Source organism: Novosphingobium sp. (genome assembly GCF_025351285.1).
Taxonomy (GTDB): domain Bacteria; phylum Pseudomonadota; class Alphaproteobacteria; order Sphingomonadales; family Sphingomonadaceae; genus Novosphingobium.
The window spans coordinates 24,095-40,948 of the sequence record NZ_JANXWG010000150.1 but is presented as its reverse complement, the minus strand read 5'-3'; the positions used below and the strand labels follow the sequence as shown (position 1 = coordinate 40,948).

The window sequence follows — 16,854 nt, the reverse complement described above, 5'->3', positions numbered from 1 at the left end:
GGATCACTGATTGGGGCCGAATTACTGGTCGAGGAAGCTGCGCATCTTGCGGCTGCGGCTCGGGTGCTTGAGCTTGCGCAGCGCCTTGGCTTCGATCTGGCGGATGCGTTCGCGCGTCACCGAGAACTGCTGGCCGACTTCCTCCAGCGTGTGATCGGTGTTCATGCCGATGCCGAAGCGCATGCGCAGCACGCGTTCTTCGCGCGGGGTCAGGCTGGCGAGGACGCGGGTGACCGTTTCCTTGAGGTTGGCCTGGATCGCCGCGTCGACCGGAATGATCGCGTTCTTGTCCTCGATGAAATCGCCCAGGTGCGAATCCTCCTCGTCGCCGATCGGCGTTTCGAGGCTGATCGGCTCCTTGGCGATCTTCATCACCTTGCGCACTTTTTCGAGCGGCATCGACAGGCGCTCGGCCATTTCCTCGGGCGTAGGCTCGCGGCCCTGTTCGTGGAGGAACTGCCGGCTGGTGCGCACCAGCTTGTTGATCGTCTCGATCATGTGGACCGGGATGCGGATGGTGCGCGCCTGGTCGGCAATCGAGCGCGTGATCGCCTGCCTGATCCACCACGTGGCATACGTGCTGAACTTGTAGCCGCGGCGGTACTCGAACTTGTCGACCGCCTTCATCAGGCCGATGTTGCCTTCCTGGATGAGATCGAGGAACTGCAGGCCACGGTTGGTGTATTTCTTGGCGATCGAAATCACGAGCCGCAGGTTCGCCTCGACCATTTCCTTCTTGGCGATGCGCGCTTCGCGCTCACCTTTCTGGACCATGTTGACGATGCGGCGGAATTCGCCGAGCGACATGCCAGTGGCGGCCGCAATATCGGCGATTTCAGCGCGGATGCGCTCGACCGGCTCAAGCTCGTTGGCCGCGAACGCGGCCCACTTCTTGTCGCGCGTGGCGAGCGACGACAACCAGCCGTCATCCAGTTCGTGCCCGACGTAGTTGTCGAGAAAGTCCTTGCGCGGCACCTTGTGGCGTTCGGCCAGCCGCAACATCTGGCCGCCCAGCGCGGTCAGGCGCCGGTTGAACGCATAGAGGTTGTCGACCAGGTATTCGATCTTCGAGGCGTGGAACTGCACAGATTCGACTTGCGCGGTCAGGTCTTCGCGCAACTGGTGATAAGTGCGTTCGCGTGACGCGGGGAAATCGTTGCCCGCGCCCATGGCATTGAGCCGGTCGCCCTGGATCTTCTCGAACTTGCGGAACAGCCCGGTGATGTGGGCGAACTTCTCGAGCGCCTCTGGCTTGAGCTGCGCTTCCATCTGCGCGAGGCTGAGGGTGTTGTCCTCTTCCTCTTCCTCGACCGGCTGGCGCGCGCGGCGTTCGACCTGGTCGTCGTCATCGTCGCTGGCGGCCGCGGGTTCTTCCTCGACCTCTTCCTCTTCCTTGAACGAAGGGCCAGCGGTGGCGGCGGTGATTTCACCGTCGGCTTCCTCGCCGTCTTCGGTCAGGTTTTCGGGCGCGGGTTCCTTCGACAGCATCGCGTCGAGATCGAGGATCTCGCGCAACTGCATTTCGCCGGCGTTGAGCGCTTCGGACCACTGGATGATCGCGTGGAAGGTGATCGGGCTTTCGCACAGCCCCATGATCATCGTGTCGCGCCCGGCTTCGATCCGCTTGGCGATGGCGATTTCGCCCTCGCGGCTGAGCAGTTCGACCGCGCCCATTTCGCGCAAGTACATCCGCACCGGATCATCGGTGCGCTCGATGATTTCCTTTTTCTTGACGAGATCCGGGCGCTCGTCGACGGTATCGGCCTCATCGGCCTCGTCTTCGGCGTTCTTGTCCTCTGGGTCGACCGAGTCCTCGTCGCTTTCGACGATGTTGACGCCCATCTCGCTGATCGCGGCCATGATGTCCTCGATCTGCTCGGACGTCATCTGGTCTTGCGGCAGCGCCTCGTTCAGTTCGTCATAGGTGATCGTGCCGCGACGCTTGGCGCGCGCCAGCAGCTTCTTGACCGAAGCATCGTTGAGATCGATCAGCGGTGCATCGCCACCGTCGTTTGAAGTCGTCGCCATCCGCAGATATTACCTCGAATTTGTCCGGGTCCCCGAACGGGCCGCTAGTTTTGTTCGGCCGCCGAGCGGGCCATTTGCAACAAGCGTTGCTCGAATGCCAGCTTTCGTTTCAGCAACCGCTGCTGCTCCTCGAAAGCCTCGTCCGTATTCTCCATAACCAACCGCTCTGTCGCTCTTTCGATGGCCTCGTCCAGCGCAGGCCGATCGACCAGCAGTCCGAGCGCTTCGGTCAGGTCCGCCAGCGGGTCCGGACAAGCCGGATCGAGGAAGCCAAGCCGCACGCCGGCGTAATCGGAAGGCGCCGGAGGTTTCAACCGTCGCTCTGCCAATATGGTTTCGATCCCAGCAGTTTCAAGCATATCGCGACGATCGGAGAGCGAAATCAGCAACCCCACCAGCGCGCCCAGCCGTTCATCATCGGTTGCCACCCGCGCGAGTGTCTCCGCCAGCGAGGGAAGCGCGGCCGGATGTAGGATCAGCCCGGCGATCACCGCCGACAGTAACGTGTCGCTTGATCCCACGCGGCGCATCTGCGCGCGGTTGGTGGGCGACAGCACCTGCTCGGGCGGTGTGCGACCACCCTTGCCGGTCCACGGCTGGCGATCCGCCGGGTTCCACGGCTTGCGTTCGCGCGGCGCGAAGGCAAATGCGTCGAACCGTTCGAGCAGGTCGCGCCGGTAAAGCGAGCGGATATCGGGATGCGCGATCGTGCTCACATGATCCAGCAGCCGCGCCTTCAGCCCAGCCTTGTCTTCAGGTGTGACCAGCGCCAGCGCCTCGCGCTCGGCCTCCCACACCAGTTCGACCAGGCTGCGCCCGCCCGCCAGCGCCGCCTGCATCGCGGACGGTCCGTCGCGCTTGATCAAGTCGTCGGGGTCGAGCCCCTCGGGCAGCGTGACCACGCGCATGGAATGCCCCGGCCGCAGCAACGGCAGCGCGCGAGTTGCAGCGCGCATCGCCGCACGCTTGCCCGCGGCGTCGCCATCGAAGCACAGCACCGGGCATTCGTGCACCCGCCACAGCCGCTCGATCTGCTCCTCGGTCAGCGCGGTGCCGAGCGGCGCGACCGCCTCGCCGATCCCCGCCGCCGCCAGCGCGACCACGTCCATATAGCCTTCGACCACCACGATCCGCCCCGATGTGCGCGATGCGGGTGCGGCGCGTTGCAGGTTGTAGAGCGTGCGGCCCTTGTCGAACAACGGAGTTTCGGGCGAGTTCAGGTACTTCGGCGCGTCAGTCTTGGCTGCGTCGAGAATGCGTCCGCCGAACGCGATCACCCGCCCGCGCGCATCGGTGATCGGCAGCATCAACCGGTTGCGGAACCGATCGTAGGGATCGCGATCTTCAACCGAGATCAGCAGCCCGGCCTCGATCAGCATCGGAACCGGAAACTGCGGCAGTGCGGCCTTCAACGCCGTGCGGCTGTCAGGAGCAAAGCCGAACCCGAACTCGCGCACGATCGCCGCCGGAAAACCGCGCCGCGCCAGATAAGCCCGCGCCTCGGCCCCAGCATCGCTCGCCAGCCGCTCGACGAAAAACGCCTGCGCCGCCGCCATGACGTCGTGCAACGACTGCTGCTGAACCGCGCGCTCGGCCGCGCGCGGATCGGGTGCGGGCACTTCCATCCCCGCCTCGACCGCCAGTTCCTTCACCGCATCCATGAACGGCAACCCGCGCTGGTCGGTCATCCAGCGGATGACGTCACCGTGCGCGCCGCAGCCGAAGCAGTGGTAGAAGCCCTTCTCGTCGTTGATCGTGAAACTGGGCGTCTTCTCATTGTGGAACGGGCAACACGCCTTCCACTCGCGCCCCGCCTTCTGGATGCGCGTCGTCCGCCCGATCACGCCCGAAAGCGTGACGCGCGTGCGCAATTCATCCAGCCATTGTGGGGTCAGCGCCATGGGGGCCCCTCCGCGCTGGCAACAGCACCAACATATCCGTTCGTGTCGAGCGAAGTCGAGACACGCTCACGCGGCGGCAGGGAAAAAAACGAAACCTTGTCCCAATCGCCCACCGCCAGCGCCTCCTTCTTGGCACGCGACCACTTCTTGACCCGCAACTCCGCTGCCAGGGCCTCATCCCGCGTGCCAACCGCCTCTGACCAGATCAAATGAACGGGCCGGCGGCGTGACGTGAAGTCGCAGAAACCACCTACCTCGTGCTGCGCGATCCGGCGCTCCAGATCGTCGGTATGTCCGGTATAATATTTGCCGTCAGCGCAGCGCAGGATGTAAACCCAGAACGCCATCGGTCAGTCTGCGCTCGACGTGTCTCGACTTCGCTCGACACGAACGGAGAGGGGAGCGTGGCCGAGACGGCAAGTCATCACGCCAGCGCCGCCTTCACCAGCCCGCTCGCCGCGCCCATGTCAAGCATGGTGCCATGCCGCGCCTTCAGTTCGGCGATGACTTTGCCCATATCCTTCATGCCCGATGCGCCCAATTCACTCTTGATCGCCTCGATCGCGACCTTGGTATCCTCCACCGACATCCGCGCGGGCAGAAACTCCTCGATCACCGCGACTTCCGCAGCTTCCACTTCCGCAAGTTCCTGCCGATTGCCCTGAACATAAAGCGCGATCGATTCGCGGCGCTGCTTGGCCATCTTCTGCAACACATCGACCACGATAATATCGTCCTCCGGCACCACCGATGCCGTGCGCAGTTCGATATCCTTGTCTTTCAGCTTGGCGAGAATCAGCCGCACGGCGGCCAGGCGCGGCTTGTCGCCGGCTTTCATGGCGGTCACTTGCGCGGCCTTGATGGAATCACGGATCATGGTTGTGTCTGCTTTCTGATGCGATCGGTGGATGTAGGCCGAAAAATCCTCCCCCGCTAGGTTGACGCTGCGGGGCGAGGGGTCTAGCCGCCGCCCCTTAGCAACATCGCCAGAATCTGAAAACGGAGCGCCCCCAAGCATGGCCGACCCCGCCACCACGCACGCGCCCCAAATCCCTCAGCCGAAGGGCGCAACGGGCGTCCTAGTGCTGGCCGATGGTTCGGTGGCGTGGGGCAAGGGCTTCGGCGCGGTGGGCAGCGCGGTGGGCGAGGTGTGCTTCAACACCGCGATGACCGGCTACCAGGAGGTGATGACCGATCCCTCCTACGCCGGGCAGATCGTCACCTTCACGTTCCCGCACATCGGCAACGTCGGCACCAATGCCGAAGACATGGAAAGCCACGACGTGCCGGGCGCCGTCGGCTGCATCGTGCGCGAGGACGTGACCGCACCTTCGAACTTCCGCAGCGAGGCCACGTTCGGTGAATGGCTCGAAAAGCACGGCAAAATCGGGCTGGCCGGGCTCGATACCCGCGCGCTGACCCGCCGCATTCGCTTGTCGGGCGCCCCCAACTCGGTGATCGCGCACGATCCGGCAGGACTGTTCAACATTCCCGCGCTGATCGCCCGCGCGCAAGGTTGGCCGGGGCTGGAAGGCATGGACCTCGCCAAGCTGGTCACGCGCAAGGGTGACGAGGGCTGGGAAGGCGGGGTGTGGACGCTGGGTCAAGGCTATGAGGCCGAAGATAAAGGCCACAACACCCAAGCTCCGTTCGCATCGAGCGAAGTCGAGATGCCGGGCGATGGTGTCTCGACTTCGCTCGACACCAACGGGGTTGGCTCTGGACGGCCGCACGTCGTCGCGATCGACTACGGCGCGAAGGACAACATCTTCAGGAACCTGGTGAAAGCCGGCGCGCAAGTGACGGTGGTTCCTGCCGAAACCCCGCTCGACGCGATCCTCGCGATGGAACCCGCGGGCGTGTTCCTCTCCAACGGCCCGGGCGATCCCGCCGCGACCGGCACTTATGCCGTGCCGGTGATCGCGGGCCTGCTCGAACGCGACGTGCCGATCTTCGGGATCTGCCTGGGCCACCAGATGCTCGGCCTTGCCGCCGGCGCGAAGACCGCCAAGATGCATCAGGGCCACCGCGGCGCGAACCACCCGGTCAAGCGGCTGGAAGACGGCGTGGTCGAGATCACCTCGATGAACCACGGCTTCGCGGTCGACAACACCACGCTGCCCGAAGGCGTGACCGAAACCCACGTCTCGCTGTTCGACGGCTCGAATTGTGGCATCGCGATCACCGGCAAGCGCGCCTTCGGGGTGCAGTACCACCCCGAGGCCAGCCCAGGGCCGATGGACAGTTTCTACTTGTTCGAGCGGTTTGTGGGGATGTTGGGGTGAGGGGCGATTATCTCAGATTTGCGCTCCATGCTTTTTCGCGGACGGGCAATTTTTCACTGATCCACAATGGTGCTTGGATCAGCGAAGAAGATCTTCTGGATACGTTCAATATATTTTTGTCTAGATCATTTAGCCATTTCGGGTTCGAAGTTGACCATTCAATCTTCAAAAACGATCTAATGCAATTGTTGGTCGAATATAAATCCGAACACGTGCTTGAATTTGAAGGCGATCGCTACACCGGAAAATGGTTTCGAATCAATGAAGAAGAAAAAAATAGAAACGCTATCAACTTCTTGAACACAAATGAAGTTGCGCTTCGTCTTTCTAGGCTCGGCGAGAGTGCCACGAAAGCTGCACTGTCGAGGGTCATAGCCGAATACGAAGCTGCAGCACATGATGGTGGACCTGACGGCGCATTGTCGGAAACCGTGTATGAAGAACGCCAGTTAGATATTCCTGCATCTGATCGTATTGTCTCCATAGATGATAATCAGCGTGACGAAATTGATGAAGCTGCCGAGGGTGTAAGGCAAGAATTATGCAAAGTTAACGCATTTGATGGCGATGCAGCTTTACATGAGCGGTTTTTGGCTCAACTTGCGGCAGGACGAGAACTGATTAGATCACATTCTGTTCGCATTTACTTGATTTACGAGACATTAATAAAAATGCTCGTCCAAATAAGCGAAAAGTACAAAGACACCGCGTTGGGTGTCGTAGCGAAAAAATTGCTTGAACTCTTAGTCGAACATATCGTTGGAAAATAATGCCCAAACGCACTGACATCTCCTCGATCCTGATCATCGGCGCCGGGCCGATCATCATCGGCCAGGCTTGCGAGTTCGATTATTCGGGCACGCAGGCGGTCAAGGCACTGAAGGAGGAGGGCTACCGCGTGGTCCTCGTCAATTCGAACCCCGCCACGATCATGACCGATCCCGACATGGCCGACGCGACTTATGTCGAGCCGATCACGCCCGAAATCGTCGCCAAGATCATCGCCAAGGAACGGCCTGACGCCGTCCTGCCGACGATGGGCGGGCAGACCGCGCTCAACACCGCGCTGGCGCTGGCGCGCGACGGCACGCTCGAAAAGTACGGCTGCCAGATGATCGGCGCCGATGCGCAAGCCATCGACAAGGCCGAAGACCGGATGAAGTTCCGCGACGCGATGGACAAGATCGGGCTCGAATCCGCCCGTTCGGGCATCGCGCACAGCACCGAGGAAGCGCTCGAAGTTCTGGCGCGCACCGGCTTGCCCGCGGTCATCCGCCCCAGCTTCACGATGGGCGGCACCGGCGGCGGCATCGCCTACAACCGCGAGGAATTCCTGGCGATCGTGCGCAGCGGTATCGACGCTTCGCCGACCAACGAGGTGCTGATCGACGAATCGCTGCTCGGCTGGAAAGAGTACGAGATGGAGGTGGTCCGCGATCGCAAGGACAACTGCATCATCGTCTGCTCGATCGAGAACGTCGACCCGATGGGCGTCCACACCGGCGATTCGATCACCGTCGCCCCGGCACTGACGCTGACCGACAAGGAATACCAGATCATGCGCAATGCATCGATCGCGGTCCTGCGGGAAATCGGTGTAGAAACAGGTGGTTCGAACGTACAGTTCGCAGTCAACCCGAAGGACGGGCGGCTGATCGTGATCGAGATGAACCCGCGCGTTTCGCGGTCATCGGCGCTGGCATCGAAGGCCACCGGCTTCCCGATCGCGCGCGTCGCGGCCAAGCTCGCGGTGGGCTACACGCTCGACGAGATCACCAACGACATCACCGGCGCCACCCCTGCCAGCTTCGAGCCGACGATCGACTACGTCGTCACCAAGATCCCGCGCTTCGCGTTCGAAAAGTTCAAGGGCGCCGAACCGCTGCTCGGCACCGCGATGAAGTCTGTCGGCGAAGTCATGGCCATCGGCCGGAACTTCAAGGAAAGTCTGCAGAAAGCGCTGCGAGGCCTTGAAACCGGGCTAGACGGCTTCAACCGCATCCCCGAACTGGAAGGCGCCAACCGCGACGAGATCAACGCCGCGCTGTCGCGCGCCACGCCCGAACGGCTGCTGGTGGCCGGCCAGGCGTTCCGCGAGGGAATGAGCGTCGAGGACATCCACGCGGTCACCAAATATGATCCGTGGTTCCTGCGGCACATCGAGGAAATCATCGCCGAAGAAGCCGTGATCCTTGGCAACGGGCTGCCGATCGACGCGCCCGGACTGCGCCGCCTGAAGGCGATGGGCTTCTCCGACAAGCGCCTCGCCACTTTGGCGGTGCGTTCGGTGGGCGTTGCGGGCGGTTTGGGCGAAACCCAGGCCAAGCGCTCGGGCCTGCTCCACGATGCGCTCAAGGCCATGGCCGGCGCAACCAGCGAGGCCGAAGTCTGCGAACTGCGCCACCGTTTGGGCGTCCGCCCGGTGTTCAAGCGCATCGATAGCTGTGCGGCCGAGTTCGAGGCGGTTACGCCCTACATGTACTCGACTTACGAAGGCCCATTGTTCGGCGAGCCCGAGAACGAGGCCATGCCATCGGATCGCCGCAAGATCGTGATCCTGGGCGGCGGACCGAACCGCATCGGGCAGGGGATCGAGTTCGATTACTGCTGCTGCCACGCCTGCTTCGCCTTGGACGATGCCGGCTACGAAACGATCATGATCAACTGCAACCCGGAAACGGTCAGCACCGATTACGACACGTCCGATCGGCTCTACTTCGAACCACTGACCGCTGAGGACGTTCTGGAAATCCTGGCGGTCGAACAATCGCGCGGCGAACTGGTCGGCGTGATCGTGCAGTTCGGCGGGCAGACCCCGCTCAAGCTGGCGCAGGCGCTCGAGGACGCGGGCATCCCGATCCTCGGCACTTCGCCCGACATGATTGATCTGGCCGAAGACCGTGAACGCTTCGCCAAGCTGGTCGAGAAGCTGGGGCTGCTCCAGCCCGAAAACGGCATCGCCCGCAGCCGCGACGAGGCGATCGCGGTGGCCGAACGGATCGGTTACCCGGTGCTGATGCGCCCGTCCTACGTGCTGGGCGGACGCGCGATGGAAATCGTCGACAGCCAGGCGCAACTCGATGACTACATCGCCACCGCCGTCCGCGTGTCGGGCGACAGCCCGGTGCTGATCGACCAGTATCTGCGCGATGCGATCGAATGTGACGTCGATGCGCTTGCCGATGGCGACGACGTGGTGGTGGCGGGCATTCTTCAGCACATCGAGGAAGCCGGCATCCATTCGGGCGATTCAGCTTGCAGCTTGCCGCCCTACAGCCTGTCCGACGAAGTCGTGGCCGAGATCGAGCGGCAGGCGATCGTGCTGGCCAAGGCGCTCAACGTGCGCGGACTGATGAACGTTCAGTTCGCGGTCAAGGAGGAAGACGGTAAGTCGCTCGTGTACCTGATCGAGGTCAACCCGCGTGCCAGCCGCACGGTGCCGTTTGTCGCCAAGGCGATCGGCCAGCCGATCGCCAAGTATGCAGCGCGGCTGATGGCGGGCGAGAAGCTCAAGGACCTGCCACCGATCAAGCGCGACATCGATTATATGGCGGTGAAGGAAGCGGTCTTCCCGTTTGCGCGCTTTGCGGGCGTCGATCCGGTGTTATCACCCGAGATGAAGTCCACCGGCGAAGTTATGGGAATCGATGCGAATTTCGCGGTGGCCTTTGCCAAGGCTCAGCTTGGCGCAGGTATGATCCTGCCGCAGGCCGGGGCAGTGTTCGTATCGGTCAAGGATGGAGACAAGCAGCAGATCCTGCCTGCGGTGCAGCGTTTGTCCGCGCTGGGATTCACCATTGTGGCGACCAGCGGCACGCAACGCTTCCTGGCTGATGCCGGGGTTGTGGTCGAGCGGGTGAACAAGGTGGCCGAAGGGCGGCCGCACATTGTCGACCGCATTATCGACGGCAACATCGCGCTGATCTTCAACACGACCGAAGGCTGGCAAAGCCACAAGGATTCGCAATCGATCCGCGGTTCGGCGTTGCATGGCAAAGTGCCGTACTTCACGACCGCTGCGGCCAGCGTCGCCGCATCGGAAGCAATCGAGGCCATGCGGACGGCTGAACTTGAAGTGAAGTCTTTGCAGGCCTATTATAGCTGATCTCAAACATGTTCACGACATGGCTGTGGGGCGGGAGCCGATCCGACGCGTGACGGCGGCGGCGGTGCGATGGTTCGTTTGCTACCATCGATGTCCGTGCCTTGCGGTGTCGTTCTGATTTACGGAATGCGAAAGGATTGCAATGGCGACTGCTGAAAAGCTGCCGATGCTGGCGGAAGGCTACGAAAAGCTGACCGGCGAGCTCAAGGCGCTCCGCGAAGAGCGGCCTAGAATCGTAGAATCGATCGAAGAAGCACGTGCTCACGGCGATCTGTCGGAAAATGCCGAATATCATGCCGCGAAAGAACGGCAGGGCCAGGTCGAAGCCACGATCTCCGACCTCGAAGACCGCATCAGCCGCGCGCAGATCATCGACCCGACCACACTTTCGGGCGACCGGATCGTGTTTGGCGCCACGGTGACGCTGCTTGATGACGACGAGAAGCCGGTGCGTTACCAGATCGTGGGGCAAGCCGAGGCCGACGCCAAACTTGGACGGATCAGCTACAATTCACCGCTGGGCAGAGCGCTGATCGGGCGCCGGGTTGATGAGGATATCGAAGTGACTGTCCCGTCTGGTGACCGTTTTTACTCGGTCCAGAAGATCGAATTCATCTAAGCGGGCGCCATCCGGCCGGAATCGGAAAGGGGAGCCTTGCGGCTCCCCTTTTTTGTTATTTTACCGGCATTTCGGGTTCGAGCAGCCGGTGGAGATGGACGATCACGTAGCGCATTTCTGCGTCATCGACGGTCTTTTGAGCTTTGCCCCGCCAGGCGTCTTCGGCGCTGGCGTAATCGGGAAAAATCCCGACGAAATCGATCTTCTGCAAGTCCGTGAATTCGAGCGTGCGAGGATCGCTGACGCGACCACCCATCACGAGGTGAAGTTTCTGCATGGCCTGGCCTTCTTTCGGGAGAGGAAAGTGCCCGGGCCAGTGGCAAAACTGGGTCAAGTGCGCAAGCGATCTGCGCCCGACAACCGTTCAGGAATCGAGTTTAGACGCCAGATCACGCAATTTGCGGGCAACCACTACGCTGGCGTCGCGTGCCATGCCTGCGGCCGAGCCCGCCAGCTCGGTGCCTCGCTTGCGCGCAACATCGCCGGTGTCACTCAAACGGTTGCCGAGTTCGCTGGCGAGATCGTTCAAACGATCGGTGGTCTTGGCGCTGAATTCGTGTCCGGCATGGCCAAGCCTGATTGCGCTGTCGCGGCCGGTTTCAGCCGCAGAGTCGCTCGCGCGCTTGCCGTAAGCCAGGGCAATTTCAGCCGCCGCCGCCGCGAGTTCGAACGCGCGACGCGAGTTCTTGCGCGAGCCAGTGCCGATCTTGCCGGGCAGCAATTGCGCCGCAACGACACCGACGACGAGCGCGCCGCCAACCGTGACGATCGGGTGCTTTTTGATCAGGCCGATCGCACCGTTGCCGGCGTTTGCTGCCGATTCCGCAGCGCGTTCGGCACGAGCCGTCGCGCGGGATTTTGCGAGTGCAACGCGCTCGGTCAAACGGTCAGTGGCGAGTTCTGTTTTGGTGGATTGGGTCATAGGATTACCTAACGAGCTAAGGCCAAAGCCGTTCCAGCTTCTTTGGCACCAGTTTCCTTGGCAGGGGAACGCGGCGCAATGCCACGATCAGCGGTTTTTTCGCGAACCAGGCCGTAAGCGCCACGATGGTTCCGCCGATCACAAACTTGTTCTCGGCGACGACGGCACGGGTTTCATCGAGCAGATGCATCGCTTCGTTCGATGCCTTGTTCTTGATTGTCTTGGTGATTGTCTGTGGAGAGAGATCAGATCGAGCTTCGCTGAAATTTTTGGTGACGATGGCACGAGCTTCGTCTCGCAAGTCGCGCGCAGCCGCGATATCGCCAGGCTTGACGCTCATGACTTATCCGTCCCTAATATCACGGCCTTGGTCTTGCGGAACTTGATCGCAGCGACAGCGAAGCTCGAACCGGCCGCAACCACGATGCCGCCGAACACTGCCGCAAGCGCCCCCCAGGCCGTCAGCAACGGCGCCAGAGCAAGCAGCAGCCCGACAATCAGCGCCATCAGTGCGAAAAACAGCAAGGCCAGCCCCAGCAGGACCAGCCCGATGATACCCTTGCTTCGCGCAAGCCCGTAATTCAGGCGCTTGCGCTGATAATCCAATTCGGTTTCGAGCAGCGTATGCCCGTCTTCGATCAGATTGCCGATCGAACCAAACAGCGTCTGGTCCGAATCTTCGGCCGGGGATTGTGATTGGGGCAGGGGATCAGGCTTTCGCATGGTCTGGTCGTGGTTGCTGGAACGGCAGGCTGTCAATGTTTGACTTGATCACGCCTGGGTTTGACTTGATCACGCTAGGCGCACGTTTGGATCGCAAGGTTCCCGGCGCAAGGCTTGCTCGCGCCGGGAACCACACACACGATCTGCTCAATCGGCGCTACGCAACAGCCGCGCGATGAAAAAACCGGCCACGGCCGCGATGCCGATCGCGGTGCCAGGGCTCTTGCGAACGAACGTCCGCACGTCTTCGCCCAGTTCACCGAGGTCTTTTTCGTCCAGCTTCGTTGCCACGTCCTGCAACGATTTGGCGGCTGTACGGGCATAGTCGCCGTATTGGACGCCGAGCTTTTCATCGATAGTTCCGGCGGTTTCGTTGATCGTCTTGCCTACCGTCCCGAGCGCACCGCTCGCGCGCGCCTTGCCGTCGACGGCGAGTGCAGTTGCCTTGACCTTCGCTTGGTCGACGTAAGTCTTGGCTTCGCCCTGCCAATCCTGGGCCTTGGCCGTTGCCTGCGTCTTGTAGGCATCACCACGCTCGAGCGCTTCGTCCTTGAGCGCGGCCACGCCGGCCTTGGCTTCCTCGATCGCCTTATTGAAGCGGCTCTTGGCCTCTGCGGCCCCCGAATCGCCGGTGTTGGTCGATACAGTCTCGTCCTTGGTGCCTTCTGAATCCGACATGCTAGAATTCCTTCCTTCAATAAACGACTGGAACGTTGCAGCACCGCGCGTCCAAAGATCAGGCACGCGGCAGAAGGCAAAAATCGGTCCCGTCGAGATGGCCCCATTTGTGATGCGCGGCGCCAACCATAGCGCCTCCAGACCAAAATAGGCATTGTCCGTTGCAGAACAAGGAACGCTGCTTGTCTGGCGCGGTTCCAGTCTTTAGGAGCCGCGCCGAAACTCATGCGCGCGGGCCGATGCTCGTGCGCTGCCGGGGGAACAGATATGACCGCGATCATCGATATCCACGCCCGCCAGATACTCGACAGCCGCGGCAACCCGACGGTTGAAGTCGATGTGCTGCTGGATGACGGAAGCATGGGCCGCGCGGCGGTTCCGTCGGGCGCGTCGACGGGCGCGCACGAAGCGGTCGAATTGCGCGATGGTGACAAATCGCGGTACCTGGGCAAGGGCGTGCTCAAGGCCATCGATGGCGTGAACGGCGAAATCGCGCAAGCCTTGCTCGGAGTCGATGCTGAAGACCAGCGCGATGTCGATCACCTGATGATCGAACTGGATGGTACCGAAAACAAGGCACGGCTTGGTGCCAATGCCATTCTGGGTGTCAGCCTTGCCGTATCAAAAGCGGCTGCTGCGGCGCGCGGATTGCCGCTCTACAGCTACATCGGCGGTGTTTCCGCCCATGTCCTGCCGGTCCCGATGATGAATATCATCAATGGCGGTGAACATGCTGATAATCCGATCGATTTTCAGGAATTCATGATCGTGCCCGTCGGCGCTTCGTCGCTGGCCGAAGCCGTGCGGTGGGGCGCTGAAGTGTTCCATACGCTCAAGAAGGGGCTTCACGAACAGGGCCTGGCGACGGCGGTTGGCGACGAAGGCGGGTTCGCACCCAACCTTGCCAGCACGCGCGCTGCGCTCGATTTCGTCATGGCCTCGATCGAAAAGGCCGGGTTCAAGCCGGGCAGTGAAGTGGCGATCGCACTCGATTGTGCGGCAACCGAATTTTTCAGGAACGGCAAATACGAAATCAGCGGCGAGGGGTTGAGCCTGTCGCCGGTGGCGATGGCCGATTACCTGGCCGCGTTGTGCGACAGCTACCCGATCGTCTCGGTCGAAGACGGCATGGGCGAGGACGATTTTGAAGGCTGGAAAGCGCTGACCGACCAGATCGGACAAAAGGTCCAACTCGTCGGCGACGATCTGTTCGTCACCAACCCCAAGCGATTGACGATGGGCATCGGCAAGGGACTTGCCAATTCGTTGCTGGTAAAAGTCAATCAAATCGGTACGTTGAGTGAGACTCTTGATGCAGTTTCTATCGCGCAACGTGCGGGTTACACTGCTGTAATGAGCCACCGTTCGGGCGAAACCGAGGATTCTACCATCGCCGATCTGGCGGTTGCAACCAACTGCGGCCAGATCAAGACCGGCAGCCTGGCACGGTCGGACCGGTTGGCTAAGTACAACCAGTTGATCCGTATCGAGGAAGAACTGGGCGGTGCAGCGGTATACCCGGGCAGCAGCGTGTACAGCCGGATGCGCTGACGGGAGGGCAGCCGGGTCCGAATCACCGTCGATCAAGCGCGGCCTAGTGAAAGGTGAGCGGTTTCGCCTTGCAGCGATCGCTGGAGGCAGTTGCCACAGGTGGGCCATTGATCATCGCCGCCTTGAGGCTGTCGATCGCCGATGAAAGATGCGCGCCGGCAAGCGCCTGGCCCGTTCCGTCGATGCGACTCAGGCACTCTTCAAGATCTGCTATCAGGCCGTTGATCGGGTTTTGGGCATTGATCATGAGGGTCATCCTCGCGCGGGCATATGTTTCGTATGCGTGGAGCTTAATGTGATCATCTGATGGCTCTCGTTCGGTGCACACTCGGATCACTACCTATTTCAGCGTCATTCGCCGGGTTTCGGGTCGGGTTCGGAGCGAATCCGGAGCCATCATGAAACCTCTTGCCGGGCTTGCTGCTCGATCTGCTCCGCCTGCTCGATCTCTTTTTTCTTCTTTGGATTGATCAGGAATTGCCAGACCCCCCAGGCGTTGATCAGCAGAAGAATGCCGTTTTGAACGACAATCGGCATGGTGTGGTTGATCGTTCCCGATAAAATCCAGGCTACCGACACCACCACGAACACCCGAAATCCGATGCCGGTCCAGCGGCGCCCCAGGTCTGCTGCCAGGAGGCCGGCCGCAATGATCGCACCAAACGGTGCAAACCACTCGATCGGTCCGTTCATCGAATTCTTTCCGACGGTGGCTTTCCAGGGTGGGCAACCGTTGTCCTAATGACATGACAACCGCGTGCAGGTGGATAAGGTTCCCCCAACTCCGCAGCCACAATAAAAGCGGGGCGAATGGTGAGAGACACGATGGCTGAATTTCCGACTACGCCCGAAGCGATCTCGATCGGGTGGTTGAACGCGCAGCTTTGCGGCCAGGGCATTGCTGCTGCAGACGCCGTCGAAAGCTTTGGATGGCAGCGGTTCGGTACAGGGCAGGTGGGTGACAGCGTTCGGCTGACGCTGTCCTATCGGGCGGGTCATGCCGGTCCGGCAACGCTGGTCATCAAGTTGCCATCGCCCGACCCGACCAGCCGCGCGACTGCGGCCAGCTTTCAGCTTTACCGGAAGGAAGTCGGATTTTATCAAGAACTTGCTCGTCATCTTGAGGTGCGTGTTCCAACTCCAATCGGCACCGCGATCTCCGCGCAAGGTGATGAATTCCTGATTTTGTTCGAAGATCTGGGGCCGGCGCGCGGCGGCAATCAATTGGCAGGTTGTACACTCGAAGATGCACGCGCTGCGATTGTCGAGGCAGCAGCGTTTCACGCTCCAAGCCGCGGCAATTCTGACCTTCTCTCCGCTCAGTGGCTGCAACCGCGCGCGGATCTCGGCGCGCAACTGATGGCGCTTTACCCCCAGGCACAAGCCGTGTTCCGCGAACGATACAGCGATCTGCTCGCGCCGGAGTTGATGGAAATCTGCGAAGGTCTGGCGAATCACGCAGAGCTTTGGTTCGCGCGTCAACCCGAGGCGCCGTGCCTTGTTCACGGTGACTTTCGGCTCGATAATATGCTTTTCGACATCAAGGGCGGCGCCGAACCGATCGCCGTGCTCGATTGGCAAACCGTGGCGATCGGCGATGGTCCTACCGATATAGGCTATTTCCTCGGGTGCGGCGTTGGCAGCGCGCTTCGCCGTCCACACGAGGAAGAATTGCTGGCGTTGTACGCCGAAGCAATGGCGCTGCGCAACGTTCGGCTGGCTCCGCGTGACCTCATGGACCAATACCGCATTGGCGCACTGCACGGGGTATCGACCGCCGTATTCAGTTCGGCCAATGTGGTCCGAACCGATCGTGGCGATGAGAACTTCCTGTCGATGGCGCGGGGTGCGTGCGAACTGGCTCTTGATCACGACAGCCTGGGGTTGCTGAAGCACAAGGCCCGCAATCCCTGAACGCGTCCTTTGGCAAGCGCCGAATCTGCATCGGCCGGCAGATGCCAAGCCAATCGCGCGACTACCGGATTCGCAAAATTCTGCCGCGCACCACCGGCAATTCACATTAAAATGTGAACATGTTCCGA

Annotated in this window: 17 protein-coding genes; 6 read left to right on the top strand and 11 right to left on the bottom strand. The window is 61.4% G+C overall.

The window, feature by feature from the left end; all coding sequences use genetic code 11:
* Nucleotides 1-21 precede the first annotated feature (21 nt).
* The 4 genes from rpoD to Q0R16_RS18245 form a co-directional block, all read right to left on the bottom strand.
* Nucleotides 22-2,028: an RNA polymerase sigma factor RpoD gene (rpoD, locus tag Q0R16_RS18260; protein WP_295639606.1), complete on the bottom strand. Its 2,007-nt coding sequence runs from the start codon at nt 2,026-2,028 to the stop codon at nt 22-24.
* 44 nt (nt 2,029-2,072) lie between these two features.
* Complete coding sequence (dnaG, locus tag Q0R16_RS18255) at nt 2,073-3,929, bottom strand: DNA primase (protein WP_295639603.1); 1,857 nt, start codon at nt 3,927-3,929, stop codon at nt 2,073-2,075.
* On the bottom strand, nt 3,920-4,276 hold the full coding sequence (locus tag Q0R16_RS18250; RefSeq protein WP_295639600.1) for a GIY-YIG nuclease family protein: 357 nt from the start codon (nt 4,274-4,276) through the stop codon (nt 3,920-3,922). The genes dnaG and Q0R16_RS18250 overlap by 10 nt, the downstream gene beginning before the upstream one ends.
* 77 nt (nt 4,277-4,353) lie before the next feature.
* Nucleotides 4,354-4,806: a GatB/YqeY domain-containing protein gene (locus Q0R16_RS18245; protein ID WP_295639597.1), complete on the bottom strand. Its 453-nt coding sequence runs from the start codon at nt 4,804-4,806 to the stop codon at nt 4,354-4,356.
* Between the two features lie 139 nt (nt 4,807-4,945).
* Between Q0R16_RS18245 and carA the strand changes: the two genes are divergently transcribed.
* From carA to greA, 4 genes are all read left to right on the top strand, one after another.
* Entirely contained in the window at nt 4,946-6,214 is a 1,269-nt protein-coding gene (gene carA, locus Q0R16_RS18240; protein ID WP_295639594.1) for a glutamine-hydrolyzing carbamoyl-phosphate synthase small subunit, read from the top strand.
* Nucleotides 6,211-6,984 (top strand): hypothetical protein, encoded by a 774-nt coding sequence (locus Q0R16_RS18235; RefSeq protein WP_295639590.1) that lies wholly within the window; start codon nt 6,211-6,213, stop codon nt 6,982-6,984. Before carA ends, Q0R16_RS18235 begins: the two co-directional genes overlap by 4 nt.
* The gene (gene carB / locus Q0R16_RS18230; RefSeq protein ID WP_295639588.1) at nt 6,984-10,319 is read left to right on the top strand and encodes a carbamoyl-phosphate synthase large subunit; all 3,336 of its coding nucleotides are present in this window, start codon (nt 6,984-6,986) and stop codon (nt 10,317-10,319) included. The genes Q0R16_RS18235 and carB overlap by 1 nt, the downstream gene beginning before the upstream one ends.
* Nucleotides 10,320-10,461: 142 nt before the next feature.
* Nucleotides 10,462-10,938: a transcription elongation factor GreA gene (greA, locus tag Q0R16_RS18225; protein ID WP_295639585.1), complete on the top strand. Its 477-nt coding sequence runs from the start codon at nt 10,462-10,464 to the stop codon at nt 10,936-10,938.
* Nucleotides 10,939-10,993: 55 nt separating this feature from the next.
* Here the strand turns inward: greA and Q0R16_RS18220 are convergent, their stop codons facing one another.
* The 5 genes from Q0R16_RS18220 to Q0R16_RS18200 form a co-directional block, all read right to left on the bottom strand.
* Nucleotides 10,994-11,215: a DUF4170 domain-containing protein gene (locus Q0R16_RS18220; protein ID WP_295639582.1), complete on the bottom strand. Its 222-nt coding sequence runs from the start codon at nt 11,213-11,215 to the stop codon at nt 10,994-10,996.
* 87 nt (nt 11,216-11,302) lie between these two features.
* Nucleotides 11,303-11,860 carry a hypothetical protein gene (locus Q0R16_RS18215; RefSeq protein WP_295639579.1) on the bottom strand — a complete coding sequence of 186 codons (558 nt, stop codon included), beginning with the start codon at nt 11,858-11,860 and terminating at the stop codon, nt 11,303-11,305.
* 16 nt (nt 11,861-11,876) lie between these two features.
* Nucleotides 11,877-12,200 (bottom strand): hypothetical protein, encoded by a 324-nt coding sequence (locus tag Q0R16_RS18210; protein WP_295639576.1) that lies wholly within the window; start codon nt 12,198-12,200, stop codon nt 11,877-11,879.
* Entirely contained in the window at nt 12,197-12,583 is a 387-nt protein-coding gene (locus Q0R16_RS18205; protein WP_295639574.1) for a phage holin family protein, read from the bottom strand. The genes Q0R16_RS18210 and Q0R16_RS18205 overlap by 4 nt, the downstream gene beginning before the upstream one ends.
* A 147-nt stretch (nt 12,584-12,730) precedes the next feature.
* Nucleotides 12,731-13,387, bottom strand: coding sequence for a hypothetical protein (locus tag Q0R16_RS18200; RefSeq protein WP_295639571.1), 657 nt, complete (start codon nt 13,385-13,387; stop codon nt 12,731-12,733).
* Nucleotides 13,388-13,528: 141 nt separating this feature from the next.
* Between Q0R16_RS18200 and eno the strand changes: the two genes are divergently transcribed.
* A complete protein-coding gene (eno, locus tag Q0R16_RS18195; protein WP_295639568.1) occupies nt 13,529-14,812 on the top strand; it encodes a phosphopyruvate hydratase in 1,284 nt (427 codons plus the stop codon).
* Nucleotides 14,813-14,855: 43 nt separating this feature from the next.
* Here the strand turns inward: eno and Q0R16_RS18190 are convergent, their stop codons facing one another.
* Nucleotides 14,856-15,059, bottom strand: coding sequence for a hypothetical protein (locus Q0R16_RS18190; RefSeq protein ID WP_295639565.1), 204 nt, complete (start codon nt 15,057-15,059; stop codon nt 14,856-14,858).
* A 149-nt stretch (nt 15,060-15,208) separates the two neighbouring features.
* A complete protein-coding gene (locus Q0R16_RS18185) occupies nt 15,209-15,505 on the bottom strand; it encodes a hypothetical protein (RefSeq protein ID WP_295639562.1) in 297 nt (98 codons plus the stop codon).
* A gap of 177 nt (nt 15,506-15,682) precedes the next feature.
* Between Q0R16_RS18185 and Q0R16_RS18180 the strand changes: the two genes are divergently transcribed.
* Complete coding sequence (locus Q0R16_RS18180; RefSeq protein ID WP_295639559.1) at nt 15,683-16,726, top strand: phosphotransferase; 1,044 nt, start codon at nt 15,683-15,685, stop codon at nt 16,724-16,726.
* Nucleotides 16,727-16,854: the final 128 nt, after the last annotated feature.